At 49.3% G+C, this 14057-nt stretch carries 6 protein-coding genes and 1 pseudogene; 3 read left to right on the forward strand and 4 right to left on the reverse strand.

Going from position 1 to position 14057, the window contains the following annotated elements:
- Nucleotides 1-11 precede the first annotated feature (11 nt).
- From EI42_RS18200 to EI42_RS18210, 3 genes are read right to left on the reverse strand one after another with little or no spacing between them, the layout of a single operon-like run.
- Nucleotides 12-2195, reverse strand: a complete 2184-nt coding sequence (locus EI42_RS18200) for a hypothetical protein (RefSeq protein WP_111324056.1) — start codon at nt 2193-2195, stop codon at nt 12-14.
- A complete protein-coding gene (locus EI42_RS18205) occupies nt 2195-6202 on the reverse strand; it encodes a DUF6603 domain-containing protein (RefSeq protein ID WP_111324057.1) in 4008 nt (1335 codons plus the stop codon). Before EI42_RS18205 ends, EI42_RS18200 begins: the two co-directional genes overlap by 1 nt.
- 20 nt (nt 6203-6222) lie before the next feature.
- The gene (locus EI42_RS18210) at nt 6223-7428 is read right to left on the reverse strand and encodes a hypothetical protein (RefSeq protein WP_111324058.1); all 1206 of its coding nucleotides are present in this window, start codon (nt 7426-7428) and stop codon (nt 6223-6225) included.
- A gap of 265 nt (nt 7429-7693) precedes the next feature.
- Here EI42_RS18210 and EI42_RS18215 point away from each other — a divergent pair, with 265 nt between their 5' ends.
- The 3 genes and pseudogenes from EI42_RS18215 to EI42_RS18225 all read left to right on the forward strand — a co-directional run bounded on the left by EI42_RS18215 (nt 7694) and on the right by EI42_RS18225 (nt 10368).
- On the forward strand, nt 7694-8377 hold the full coding sequence (locus tag EI42_RS18215; RefSeq protein ID WP_111324059.1) for a hypothetical protein: 684 nt from the start codon (nt 7694-7696) through the stop codon (nt 8375-8377).
- Between the two features lie 34 nt (nt 8378-8411).
- A pseudogene (locus EI42_RS18220) lies at nt 8412-8633 on the forward strand (zinc ribbon domain-containing protein); the annotation flags it as partial.
- 385 nt (nt 8634-9018) lie between these two features.
- Nucleotides 9019-10368, forward strand: a complete 1350-nt coding sequence (locus tag EI42_RS18225; RefSeq protein ID WP_246046479.1) for an MFS transporter — start codon at nt 9019-9021, stop codon at nt 10366-10368.
- A 430-nt stretch (nt 10369-10798) separates the two neighbouring features.
- Here the strand turns inward: EI42_RS18225 and EI42_RS18230 are convergent, their stop codons facing one another.
- Nucleotides 10799-13630: a winged helix-turn-helix domain-containing protein gene (locus EI42_RS18230; RefSeq protein WP_170142732.1), complete on the reverse strand. Its 2832-nt coding sequence runs from the start codon at nt 13628-13630 to the stop codon at nt 10799-10801.
- Nucleotides 13631-14057 lie beyond the last annotated feature (427 nt).

The raw sequence follows: 14057 nt of genomic DNA on the forward strand, positions 1-14057 counted from the left end.
CTTCTCCTCTTTTATACATTTCTATTGTAATATTCAACCTTTACCACGCCCTTGACCAGCTCAAGCGCAAATTCTGCCGATGTTACCTTGTCGAGCTTCTGGTCAAATGGAGGGTTATTCAATGTCTCTTTGAGTGTGCGCTGAGCTACATCGAGCTTGAGGGTCTGATTATCACTGCGGGTAGGAAGTGCTGTCTGTCCATCAAGCTGCTGTCCAGGTTGTTTCTGCCCTGCGGTTACTGCTCGAAGCGTTGTCGTATAGTGCCCCGGGTCACCCTCTACCCCTGCATGAATTTGTTCAGGTGGTTCATGAAGCGCGACCAGAGCAACAACCCCATCAAAAAGACAGAGCATGGTATCCTCAGATAGCTTCGTCCAACGCAAGATGGGAATTTCCTCTGTTCCCTTCTGATCCGCATAGCCGTTTACTTGAAGATTGGGCCATCCCGCAACAACTTTTGACCGTAAAAGAAACCCGGTGCACTGCTGGGTTTCATTTCTGTAGGTCGTGAAAGGGCGTCGGTTCGGACGGATTGTGTGTATACGCGCTGCGATCTTCCCATGAAACTCGGTATAATCGCAGCAATCAAGCTGAGGCCGTCCATCCCGGGTGACGCGCCCGATGCTCAATACGCCGTCAATGAGTGCCTGTAGCCAGTTCTGATCAAGGAAAAAGAAGCGCAATGACTCAATTGGAAGCATGCGTTCATCTGGCACAAGATAGTGAAAAGGTATCCCGTAGAGCAGGCGGAGGCGTGCCAGCCATTGTGACACCTCATCTGGAATCGTTGCTGCAAACTGCCTGTGCGCCTGGAGAAAACTGCTAAAGATAGATTCCCCGTTCAGGTTTGCCTCAAACGCCTGCATCTGGGCAGAAAGTGCCTGAGAGAAGTGGGTTGTTCGTCGCCACCGATACAGCTCGTTCGCAAAACCGGTATTCTGTAATGCGAGCATCTGTCCCAGTTGCCAGGCAATGCCATAAGAGACATCAAACAGGCCGGTCAGGGGATTGTAGGCGTTTGCGGCGTCGGGGCCAGAAAGTGGTGTCTTCAAGGTTGGCATGACAGTAGAGGGGGCCAGAGGTCCGCGATACCAGGAAACCGTTTCGCCTCCGTGACGCAGATGATGCTTGAGCGGCACATAGCCCTGTACCAGTGCATTCCGAAGAAGTACCCGGGCGTCTTGCGCGGTTGTGGTTCCTGCTTGCTGTTTATCCAGCGCGCTTTTCACCTCGCTTTCGGTTGGTGGTATTCCCTCGAACGGCACCTGAAGCGTGGTCAGTTTCTGTCTCCCGTCTGTTGTCTTGTTCAGATTCTCGAGCAGTGTACGAAGCATCGCGCCGCGTGAGTTGGCTGTGAAGCGCCAATAATGATAGTTGAGCAAGCGGATATAGGTTGTGTCAGCGGGTATTTTGCCGCTTTTTGCTCCCTGTTCATCCGGGAGATACTCAGCAAAGCGTTCTAGCGATACCAGAAACGCATGTGAGAGCGTATCGATTGCAGGGACCCGGTTTCCCCGGACAATTGCATACTTGAGGAGATGTTGATTGCTATCTGGCCCGTGCATAGTATCAACCTGCCGAATATGGGCCAGATAGGGGAGATCTTCTTTTGCAGGAGCAACCTTACTGAAGAGTTCTACCGGAATATCGATCACCATACAGGCGTCATCAGGGGATTCGCCGTATTCAAGCGCCCAATCGGGATACGACAGATAGCCAGCGGGGAGTGTTCCCTGAAAGTGCTCTCCATTCTGGTTCAGAATATTCTCTTTCTTGCTCAGGGTTGTATCCTGTTGTTGCATTATCTGTCCCTGTGGTAGCAGCGCCAGAGGGGTCGCTTTCGCTATTTTCACGCTGGCTGCTTCTTCATCTGTGAACAGGAAGACGGCAAGCCAGGGAGCCTCTTCAGAGGGAAGGTCAGAGGCTCGTTCCCAGGGCAAGGTACAGCGCTTGAGGACCACATGAGGCAAAACACCATCAAATTCACCGGTTGCCAGGTTGGGCGGAAACACACCGCTGATATCGTCAGCAGAGAAAGACAAGCGTTCCCCTTTCACGATTATGGTGCTTGCATGTGCGAACTGATTGGGTGCCTCTGTATTCAATGCCTGCTCGACCTGGATGGTATACTTTCCCGCCTTTAAGGCAGGCAGATCATATTGAATAAATGCAACCTTTTTCTCGTCCTTACTCATTACACTCGCCCTTCTATTGGCTTCTCTTCTCCAAGCAAACGCAAGTATGGGGGTGCGAACAGATCATATGTTGCGGGGTTGCTTAACGCGTCAACCTGGAGGTTGGGAGAGACAAGGAGTCTATCCGCTTCCATTGCTTGTAGTAACGCGTTGCGGTTGGTCAGCGCCTTTGCACTCTTGATCGTCTCTACAACAGTCTCGGTACGAAAAGGGTCTTTCTTTGCCACAGAAGGAACATTCCACCAGAAAGATTGAGGCTGTTCAGTAGTGTATTGTAGAATAGACAGCGCAATCGGGAGTGTGTGCCGAGGGGCATCGACATAAGGCAGGATTCGGGCGCCAACCAGCACATCAGTAAGCGTTGTATCCTGAAGCGGGTTTTGAATCTGCGGGACTCCCTGCTGATTGAAATGCTGTTTCTGCCAGAGTGATTTCGGGATGTTCTGAAGTATGCGTACCAGATAAAATGTGCTTGGTTGGTTGGTTTCAATGCGTACCGTGCATGTTGATTGGAATGCTGAACTCTCCGTTCCGGTCGGACCAACACCAAACTCTGTATTCGGTTGAATAACGCTTCCCTCTCTCTGTGGTTGCATCGTATCAGGGGCAAGTGAGAGTTTTGAGTCATATTGGAGCGTTTTCACCGGGATTGCAGATGTAACGGTGCATTCAAACTCTCCGGGATTGACGACAAAGGTATCTTGAGTGAGTGTTTTCGTCAGTCCTTTTGTGACATTGATATGCAAGATCGAAGGATCCGCTGTTGATTGAGCATCTGGACCGGCAGTAAGTAGCTTCGTGGTTGTTTTTTGTTGTGGAAGCAACTGCTGTACAAACTTATTCCATGAGATTGTGGTGTCTGTCTGTCGTCCGCTGCTACCAAAGTGAATGGTAAACGAGATGAGGGCGAGATCAATAACCGCTTTGCCTGTAAAATCAGGGCCCCAGATTTCCAGGCCAACGCCAATTGTAATCGTGATGGTTTTGCGCGTTATCAGCAGGTTTATATCAAAAGAGACTCCAAGGGAGATCCCTGCACTGATATAGTAATGAAATGGTTGCAGGAGCATCAGGAAATCAGCCCAGACAGTAAACCATGCCTTCACTCCTCCGCTTTGCCAGAGGGCTTCCAGCCGTCCACCTGCCATGACTGCACAGGATGTCAGAGCGAAGTAGAGTTCCGCTTTCACGCTTAGCTCTGTGCTGATTTGCCAATTGATCCCGAGGCGGGGAACCTGTGGATAGTGAGCCGGAATGGTGAAATGCGGGTTGTATCCACCAACTGTTATTACAAACTCACCTGCATGAGATCCTGAGAACCAGCTGTAGAAAGCAAAGCCACCGGTCAGACGGCAATCCCGTGAGAAGAGAAAGGAGTTTGATGTGAGTTGTCCTGATAGAGCCAGTAGACCGGTATGGAGCGAGAAGCTCCCTTTCAAGGCTAGCTCAATCTGGGCAACGATTACCTGAGAGCCTCCGGCTTTGGGTGGTGGAAGTGTTAGCGTTGAGAGCCCCAATAATGCAATTTCAACGTCGGTTCCGATGCTCAGGGTAACCAATGCGAACGAGTCGATGACCTCAAATGAAGTAAAGTGGATGCCGGCAGCCAGCCAGTAATCACCCAGGCCCGGAGTAATGACGCCTTTATTGATGAGTGTATCCAGGACCTCGCTGACTTTCTTTCCGATGTCTTCGCCGGGCTGTGGTGATGGCACATCGCCATTTCCTTTAGCCCACTCTACCAATGGAAATGATGCGACATGTTCAACGTCAGGCAGCACCAGCTTTCGATTGAAGCCCAGGCCACCTGCTAAGCCAGTGACAAAGAAAAACGTTGGTCCACCTATTGGATAGTTCAGCACTGCATAGAGAAAGAAGGAAGGATGGTCCTGTACCTGTGTGTAGGCACCAAGAGCAAAAATCGAGAGATTTGCTGTCTGAACTATCAGTTCGCCAACGAAATTCACCGGATCGAGTGTGCCGATTAATCCTCCGCTGACGATGACAGGTCCTTCCTGGGCAGTGACGCTTAATCCCCGAATGAGAAATTGTGGTGCAAACTGTTTCAGAGGAGAACTGAGTCCAAAGCCTTCCAACCTGATAGTTAATCCACCAGCGGTAAGGGCAAGGTTAGCAAGGATCGCCAGTTTGCCGCCAGTATACTGCATACCAAGCTTCTGGATTTTGAGTGGTCCAAAGGACTTTTCTACATCCAGCCAGAGAGTGGTATCTGCTGTTGTACTCAGCGTAATGAGCTCTGTTGTCTGTTGTTCTCCGTAGGCCCAGAAAGCCAAACCGTATCTGCCGGGAAGGAGCATCGCTTCAGCATACTCTGCTACCGTCTGCCGTTGTCCTCCCAGTTGTAAGGTAAGAGGGACCACCAGTTCGCCAAAGTGTGCTTCAGCCGAGAGGCAGAGGAGAGCGGTTATGCCTGTTGCTGGCACATGTGGGTAGCCTTCCCCAATAAGCTTGTTCACCCGTTCAGCCATTTGCTCGCCTATGATAACAGTGGCAAGCAAAAGGTGTATCTTCTCGATGGAGACGGTTATTTCTCGGTCAAGGATCGTCCCGAGCAAAGGGAGATCAGAGAGCTTGACAGGCAGTCCGGCTTCTATGCCACAGAAGAAGTGCCTTTTTTTCGTATTTGTATCTTGAAAGATGACAACCACTGCTTTTCCGTAATGTGGAGATGTGACGCTCAGAGCAATGCCACTCTCTTGCGACAGGTCATAGATCAGGCGAACGCTCGAAAGGTCGGGCGTCAATTCAGAGGGAATATCTGGCAGTTCGGATGGGTCAACCTTCAGGGCAGAAGCAAGTTTCTCAAGCGTCAGGGGGTTCTGCTCATCTTTCCACTCGCCGATCACCTTTTGCTCTTCATATTCGATTGAAAGTGTAGCGTTATCGAGCTGAAGTGTGCCTCGAATTTCGGGCTGATACTTTCCCGCTACCCGTTTCAAGCGCAAGGTTGTGGTCAGAGCGAAGGTCTCACCTGCAAGCGTGATATCTAATTCAAGGGCACAGGAAAAGGTGCCTGTACTGGTATCAAACGTGATCGCACAATGTTTCAGGGTCATCCGTTTCAAGGATTCTGGTATTGTCACGCCGAACTGATCGCCAAGATCCTGTAACAGTTCGCCACTGACCTGCTCGATGACACCTTGAAAGAACCAGCTTCCGGTTTCTGTTCTTTGGGCAGTGACTGCGAAAGAACTCCGACCAAGTTTCATGCTGGCTGCGACAAGTCCGCTGATGCGTCGGCTTCCCAGTGGGTCAAGAATGGTGATTCCGATACGATATTCTTCGAGTTGTACCGAGGGGAGCACTTCCCATCCCTGGCCCTCCGAAGGACTACCCATCTCGATACTGATTTGTGAAACGACCGGGGTACGACGTGGTGCAAAGCAAACCTGAAACTGGTGTAAGGCAATCTGACCAATCCCGGGCACCTGAATGTCCTTCTGCGGACCGGTCACAAGGTTGAGTGCGCTTCCGGCGTCAAGTGTTGCCTCCTGCCTGAGCTGCAACTGAATTCCCGCTGTAGGGTCAGAGGCTATCCGAAGCGGCAATGAGACGTCATCTACCACTAGATCTGTCTCTATGGCGATGTCTGCCTGAGAGGCAAGCGAAGAGGCGAGCGAAAGAGGGATGCTCTCTCCGCTTACCTGAAAACGCTTCATTGCAAGCCAGCTTATTCCTGGTATCGCCAGTGTCTGCTTTACTTGAAAAGAGCATGCGATCAGGTATTGTTGTGAACTGGCAGGATCATATGTTATCGTGATCGTGGCCGCGATCTCGTTCACTTTGCCCCAGGTGATGGTATCGGTTAGGGTCAGCCGTTCTTGCTCAAGCCGAATCTGGACACCTGGAAGCTGTATCGCCTCAATACGTGGGAGCAGTTCCAATGTCAGAGCAGCGCCTGGAACAAGCCGGGCGATATCCGAGAGTGTAAGCGTTCTCTGCTGCTTCAGGTCCAGAAGGGCCTGTTGTATCTTCTCCAGCGACATATTTCCCCTGCTTTCCTTCCTTAAATAAGCCTGAGTGCTTCTCGTTTCTGCTTGAGATTCTTTCCGGCCAGTTCAAAGGCTGTCCTCTGTTCTGGATGTGCCCATATATTTGAGGCATCAGGGTTTTTTACATTGTTCCACGAGGAGCGAATGCTGTTCTCTGAAACGTACTTCCAGGTTGTTGCTTCCCCCTCTGAAATCTGGTTGAACGGCTCTATACCGGTAAAGAGAAGTTCCGCGGCAGTGGTTGTAAAATGGTTGTGTGCATAGCCGGGCGCAGCGCCTGCGCAGCAATATTGTGCGTGAACAAGCTGATGTACAAGTCCTATTGCAGGCGGACGAAAGTCAGGCTGTTCAGGGACATTATGCCCTTCGCGACGGGCATTGAACTCAATAATAGCTCCTGTTCCCGGGCCCGGAGGAGAAACAGGATAGAGCAGCATCAGCAGGGCCAGAAGAAAATACTCTCGGGTTTTGATCCCTTGATTCTCAGTTTGCTGGATATAAATGTCTATCTTTTTTCCAGCCAGCCAGTCGAGCCAGAAATTCTTACTCAGTTTGAGCTTTGCATTGAAATAGCCAGATGAAAATTGACTTTTGTCCAGGAAAAGAGAGCGCAAGGGGAACTCTTGAAGGTCCTGTAGAAAACGGTCAAGGCGTTGCGATTGAGGGAGCGAGGCATAACGCTGGTACAACAGATCAGAGATGGGGCCTGCAATATTGGCGTGTTCAGCAGAGAGGAGCCATTGCGTAAGCTGACAGACCGCGTGCTCATTCTCCAGGGGTAGTGTACGATTCTGCTGAGCTGCCGGGATAATGAACACAGGGAAACGACCCTCTCGCAGAGCAGGAAGCAGTCCCAGGGTATCCACTTGCTCGATGAGCTTGAGACAATTCAGTACATATGCCAGAAACCCAGCGATATCTTTGAGCTTCTCATCAGAAACCTCTAATCCCTGAGCTTGAAGAAATTGTTGTAGCTTCTTCGGAGGGTTTGGCGGAACAGGATAGATAACCCCTGGACCGCCTGGCTGTCTGCCGAAATAATCAATCTGGCTAACCAGATTTCGATGATGGAAAGCAAGGTAGATTCCTGGCTCTTCTGTATTAGAAGGGGAGCACGTAGCGAAATTCCATTCTTTTTCCTTGCCTGGTATCCATTTCACTCCATAGAGACGATCAACAACACCCTCGATACCCAATACATCTGTAAGATAATGAAGCATGAAATCTCCTCACTTCCATCAATGTGTGCATATTTATGCAGACTATGTAGGTTGGCCTCTCTTCTTCCAACTGTACCCTGATCTATTGTCATAATACCACCTTGTATTTATACAAATCAAGAAATTGCTATTTTATTTCTTTATATCGATAAAGTTATATATATATATTGTACTGGAGATTATAATATAAGGCTGCTTCTATGTGTGTATGCTTGATTTTCCATTATGTTACAATAAAAGTGAGTAAGAAAGAAAGAGGAAAAGAATGTACAGCTATGCTGTTCAAATTCCTGGTGCTTCCTGGATTGAAATAGCGGATTATCATGGCTTTATTAGCACAATCAGGCAGCAACTCAAGGTGCCTGAAAAGGGGGAGAATCTTGATATCAAGGTCGCAACCTCTGAAGAAAGCAAACTTCTGGTGCGGATAAAAACGGCTGATGCCTACATCTCTCACTTAAATGCCGAAAAGGGGGGCAAGGTTGGGAACTGGAAAGAGATCCCGAAAGACTTGATTAACTACAGCGAGAAGGATCAGATACTGAACGAGTCAGGGATTGAGGATGCTATTGCGCAGGGCAGAAAATGGGTGCTGGGTGATATTAAGGCGTTGACGGAAGGGCCTGTAAAGATCCTTGCTTTTATGCTTGCTGAAGCTGCTCGCTTTACTGTTGTCCAATATAGTGTCAGTGAGATATTGGTGCACGAGCAAGAATACCATTGGAAAATGTTTGAACTTCTCCTCAAAAACTGGAAAGATCTCTGCAAAGAGAAGTGTCAAGCGAAAGAAAAAACGTTTGGCCTTTCCATGCAGATGACCAACATCTACACGAAGCAGCTTCTGAATGGGGCTCGTACTGAGGAGGAAAAGAAGTGGCTCAAGCAGATGCAAGCAACTGCTGAAACGCTGTGTAAGCAGGGCTATCCGATGGGGCTTTCTGCCTGCTAGGCTTTATCAACCCGCCCCGTAAAACCCCTGCCTTTATGCCTTGTTGCATGGTATTCCGGTGATTGCCGTTGCGCCCCATTTCACCAGCCAGAAATGTTCTGAATGCGGCACGATGGTCAAGAAATCGCTTAGCGTTCGCACCCATGTTTGTACTGGCTGTGGAGTAGTACTTGATCGCGATCACAATGCCGCGTTGAATATCCTGCATGAAGCGCTCCAATCCGTTTCAAACGGTACCGTAGGGCATACGGGAACCCGTCCCACGGGACGAAACGCTTCTGGAGACCTGGCCTCTCCTGCGTCTTCCAAAGGGAGACGTGGCAAGTCGGGTCGTTGAAAGAAGAACCCCCTGGCTTTAGCCATGGGGAGTGTCAGAACAGGGATGTAGTGCACGGAGCAAACCCCGGCCTGCGTTCGAGACCCCGGAAAGGAAGACCTGTTTTCTTTCTCTGTTTGAAGGCAGAGGTATCCACAGGTTGTATTGTGGTGAGCACATAGAATGCCGGTTTCGCTTTGTGTATAGCTCTTACAACTCTTGCCATATTATCTTCTGACTTTATACAATTTTTTTCTTTTCTTATACTATATATAGATGAGCTAAGGGTTGAAGTGGCTGATACCAATCAGCATGGAGGGATTCTGTGGTAGAACAGGCTCAGAGACCGATGACAGCGGTTGTGCTGTCAAGTACGCTTGGTACCGCTATTGAATGGTATGATTTCTTCCTCTACGGGACGATGGCAACACTGGTGTTCCCTCAATTGTTTTTCCCTGAAACGGATCCCCTGACAAGAACGCTTCTGGCACTGGTTACATTTCTGGCTGGATTTGTAGCGCGACCATTTGGAGGAGCATTATTCGGACATCTGGGTGATCGTATCGGTCGGAAATCGACGCTCGTGACTACTCTGTTGTTGATGGGAATTTCAACACTGCTGATTGGATTTCTGCCGGGTTATGATGCGATTGGGATTGTTGCTCCGTTGCTACTAACGCTTCTTCGAGTCGGCCAGGGGCTCGGCGTTGGAGGCGAATGGGGTGGCGCCGTCCTGCTGGCGCTGGAATATGGGGAAAAAGAGCGCCGGGGCTTCTGGACAAGCTGGCCTCAGATGGGGGGCCCGGCTGGTCTGGTGACCTCGACATGTGTTGTAAATATCGTGAGCATGATGACGGGAGAGCAATTTCTGATCTGGGGCTGGCGTATTCCGTTTTTTGTCAGTGCCTTGCTGATTCTGGTTGGTCTCTTTATTCGTTTTCAAATTACCGAGACACCGCTTTTCGAGCAGGTGAAGCAGCAGAATCTTGCGGCAAAAGCGCCCCTGCTGGAGGTGCTCAAATATAACTGGCCAGAAGTGCTGCTGAGTACTGGCGCACGTTTTGGCGATCAGGCTCCCTTCTACCTGTTCAGTGTCTTTGTGATTACATATGGAACGGCGGTTCTGAAACTGGACAGCAGCATGATTTTGAATGCGATTATGCTTGGTGCAGGCCTGGAACTCTTTACCATTCCACTGTTTGGCTCTCTTTCAGATCGATATGGGCGTCGTTTCTGGTTCCTGACTGGCTGTGTCCTGATGGGGGTGTTTGCGTTTCCCTACTTCTGGCTGCTGAATAGTGGCAATCCTGTTCTGGTACAACTGGCTATCGCGCTATCATTGTGTGTGCTGAACGCCTGGCTGTCTGCACCACTGGCAGTGTTGATAGCGGAACGTTTTGAGACGCGTTTCCGCTATAGTGGGGCGTCATTGGGGTATCAACTGGCGGCGCCGTTTGCAGGCGGGCTAGCTCCTATTGTGGCATTGTTGTTGTTGAATGGCCAGACAAATCTGGGGGCCTTAGGCTTGCCGCAAGTGAGCATTTCGATTGGCGAGGGCTCGTGGCAGGCAGTGGCGCTCTATATAGTGGCATTAAGTCTGATCTCGTTTGCATCAGCATGGTGGCTCAAAGAGCGACGCGAAGTAGATACCTCTTGTCTGGTCAAAGAAGCATAGGCGAGAGGGCGAGAGTGTCATTCCTGCTCAATGTGCTCTCGCCTTTCATCCTGGAGGATATGGGAAACGAGTGCAGATAATCCAGCGTTACTGTCTGGCTGATGTTGGACGAATTGTTTACCAGAACGTATATTGTTTGCGCTTGACGTTGACAGTCGCTTTGTGCAAACAGGAGTCATACACGAAAAAGGTGTAGGCTTTCAAGATGAGGAGAAGCTGGTATGGCTTTTCGCAGCACCACCATAACAAATTGTTGCAAGCGAGCAGAGATATGCAGGGGTATCATGTTGGAGCCATAGAACTATGCAATGAAGTACACAGTTTCAGTTCGTTGCTTGCTCACGTCCCGAACATATTCTGATGCCCTGGCATAAAGAGGGAGGGATATACCTTACGCCCTGGCATCAGTATGAAAGTGCAAAGCTATTGTTTAGAGCTCGGCTTCTTGAACTTTGAGGGCAAGCTGGATGCGGTTATGTACCTGAAGTTTTCCGTAGATATTCTTCATGTGCCAGCGGACCGTGCACACCTCCAGACACATCTTTCGGGCAATCTCCGAATTTGAGTACCCCTGAATGGCTAATTTTACCACTTCCTGTTCTTTCGGCGTTAGTTGCTCAATAGATGTCTTTTCTTGAAAGGCCTTCCCGCTCTCGTGTTGTGCTGGTATAGATTGTTTGTCAGCCTTGAAGGCATCGAGAATATTAAGTGCATAGTCGAGTGGAAAGGCGGGCCAATCTGGTTGAGGTGTCTTGTTTCTCAGATCAAGAACCTTTACTAATAGATCATACATGGCTTGTTCCTGAGCCAGGAAGGGTTGAATAAAATAGTCTGAAGCGCCATCAGCGAGCGCCTGACAGAGTGCCTGCCCTGCTTGCATGCTATCTCGCTTGCCCTCATATGCCAGTGCCTGAAGCAGGCGAAGTTCCAGCACTATTGCTCGGCGGTTGGCTGCCTGGGCCTGCTCAAGGAGTGGGGCCAATATGTTGAGAGCCCGATCATACTCTTTCTGTTGAAGGAAGAAGCGAATATCAACCATTTGATCCAGTTCATAAAGAAAACTGGTTGGCACCTTTGAAAGAATAAACTGAGTAAGTTGGGCCCCACCTTCTGGTTTAAAGCGTTTCTGGAAAATGCGGAGGCTGAGCGGGGTATAGAAATGCAGGCTATACTTATGCACATATTGCTCTGCCTGGTAGATAATCTCCTGCGCCTCTTTCTCCTGTCCCTGTTCCAGCCGGAAAAGGGCGAGCGTGAGCATGCCATCAATCATTGCTGGCCCTGCCAGACCGATTCCGTCCCAACGGCTACAGAGTTCAAGGCCCTTTGTCAGGTAGTGGATAGATAACTCTTTGTTGTTCCAATACCGATAGATGTTGCCAATGCCGAGCCAGAGCATTCCTGTAGCAAGCAAGGATTCTTCTGTCGCGTTAGGGGAAAGCTGTTCTATGATTTGAAGGGCCTGTTGAAGCAGCTCCATGCCCTGATGGAGGTAGCCACGAATGATATAGAGTTTTGCCTGAACCCAGGCGCTGGTGCAAGCGAAGGGGAGTGAACCGGCAGCAAGATTATCCCGATATGCCTGTTCAAAATAGGGAATTGCTTCTGCCTCTTTCCCTGTGAGCCAGACAGTAACCCCTGCTACCATGACAACCTGCACACGCATCGGGAAATCGGCGACGGGAAGATGCTTGAGGGCATATGAGGCCGACTCTATCGCATCATGAATCCTGCCTTGAATATTGGCGAGGTAACAATGCACCGCCGCGCTGGCAGCCTGCCAGTATGCTTCATCAATCTTCTCATTTCTGTTCGGTGAAGAGGCAGACTGCGGCGCCGCGGAGAGTTTGACGGAGCGTAAATATTTTTCGACATTGGATGTATACCCTCGAAAAATCATCGACCAAATATAGACGAGGCAAAGCAGTGGATGCGCCAGAATATATTCATCGGGAATCGCAATCAGCCAGTTGAGCAGTAAGAGAAAGTGTCCCTGCGTGAGCAGATGTGAGGCAACCTGACCGAGAAGGGCGATTGCGCGTTCAAAATCGCTGGCTGCCAGTGCATGTTCTATCGCAGAGGGATACTCTCCTTGAAGTTCAAACCATATGCTGGCGCGGTAATGGAGTTCAGGGAGTATGTCCGGAGAAGTCCGGGTAAGCAGGTGATAAAGGAAATCTCGGAAACAGCGATGATACCGATACCAGCCTTCTTCTCCGTCAATCGGGATCAGAAAAAGGCCGGTTTTTTCCAGTGTATCCAGGATTGCATAACCATCGTTCTCGTCGATAACTGCTGCACAAAGCGATGGGTTGAGACGATCCAGGATAGAGGTTTGCATCAAAATAGTTTGTATGGTTGTAGATTGTTGATGGAAGGTCTCGGCAGTAAGATAGTCAAGTATGTAGTGATGGTTACCTGAGAAGGAATGAATTAACCGATCTATGCCCTCTCCTTCCTGTTTCCTCAGAGCATAGGCCGCCAGTTGTAGCGCGGTGATCCAGCCCTCAGTGCGTTGATTTAGCGTTGCGACCTGCTCATCTGAAAGAGAGACCTGCATCTTCTCTTTCAGGAATTGGGATGCCTCTGAAAGTTGAAAGCGAAGCTCCTTGTCACCAAGCTCTATGAGGCGAGCTTGAGCACGCAGACGAGCCAGAGGGAAGGGCGGCGGTGTTCGTCCGGCAATCACAAAATGAACGTTTGCGGGTGCGTACTCCAGCAAGAAGAGGATCGCTTTATGAATGGCTGTAGAGGTGATACAGTGATACTGATCGAGGATAAGCACAAAATCGTACGGAATCGAGATGGTGATCTCATTGAGCAAGTAGGAAAGATTGGTCTCTGAAAGCGCTTCATGCGGTGATGGAGGAAGGAGGTGGTTGAAGTCTTCTACCAGATGGACACATTGAAGGGCAAAGAGCAGGTAGGCAAAGAAATGTTTTGGATCATTGTCACGCTCGTCCAGCGAAAGCCATGCATATGGAAGAGCTGTCTCCGGAGGATCTGCACACCATTCACTGAGCAACGTTGTTTTTCCAAAACCTGGTGAAGAGGTAAGGAGGGTCAGTTTATATTGTGTGATGTTGTGATTAAGGGTTGAAACGAGAAAAGGTCGAGAAACATGCTTTAGCGGTAAAGATGGAGGACGAATCTTTGTCAAAAGAGGCTGAAAAGGAATGAGGGAGGAGAAATAATTCTGTTGGGCCGGATTGTTTGAGTGCCTCAGATGCTTGATAGAAGGTGTTCGAGAGGCATCTTGCATGGTCATAAGCTCCTTCTATAAATGCTTCCCCATACATCTGGAAATAAGAGAGCACATATGTATATGGAGGTGTTGCGGTCTCTATACATATTGCTTCTTCGCATTTGTGGAAAACTATACCGTTTTACTGAAAAAAACAGAACCGTAGAGAAAGAATTTGAGAAATGCTTCAATGGACATTCTAAGGGCCTGGAATGTGTTTCTTTCTCTATGTGGAATTTCAGCGTAGCACAGAAAAACAATGAAGTCAAGACTGGAATGCTCTTTTTATTTCGAGTGTTCAGCATAAGAATATGGTTATGAAATCAGTATATATAAAATCTGTACGGTGCTTCATGTAATCGTTTAGCGAACTTTTGTAGAATGGATCTCATAGAAAAGGAAACAGGTTTATCACACCCTTTTTTGATTCTGGATAGAGACGGGC

The sequence above is a fragment of the Thermosporothrix hazakensis genome, from assembly GCF_003253565.1.
GTDB lineage: Bacteria > Chloroflexota > Ktedonobacteria > Ktedonobacterales > Ktedonobacteraceae > Thermosporothrix > Thermosporothrix hazakensis.

Excerpts from the sequence above, each read along its gene's own strand:
- EI42_RS18200 (WP_111324056.1), bottom strand. The coding sequence starts at position 2,195 with ATGAGTAAGGACGAGAAAAAGGTTGCATTTATTCAATATGATCTGCCT.
- EI42_RS18215 (WP_111324059.1), top strand. The coding sequence starts at position 7,694 with ATGTACAGCTATGCTGTTCAAATTCCTGGTGCTTCCTGGATTGAAATA.
- EI42_RS18230 (WP_170142732.1), bottom strand. The coding sequence starts at position 13,630 with ATGCAAGATGCCTCTCGAACACCTTCTATCAAGCATCTGAGGCACTCA.
- EI42_RS18205 (WP_111324057.1), bottom strand. The coding sequence starts at position 6,202 with ATGTCGCTGGAGAAGATACAACAGGCCCTTCTGGACCTGAAGCAGCAG.
- EI42_RS18210 (WP_111324058.1), bottom strand. The coding sequence starts at position 7,428 with ATGCTTCATTATCTTACAGATGTATTGGGTATCGAGGGTGTTGTTGAT.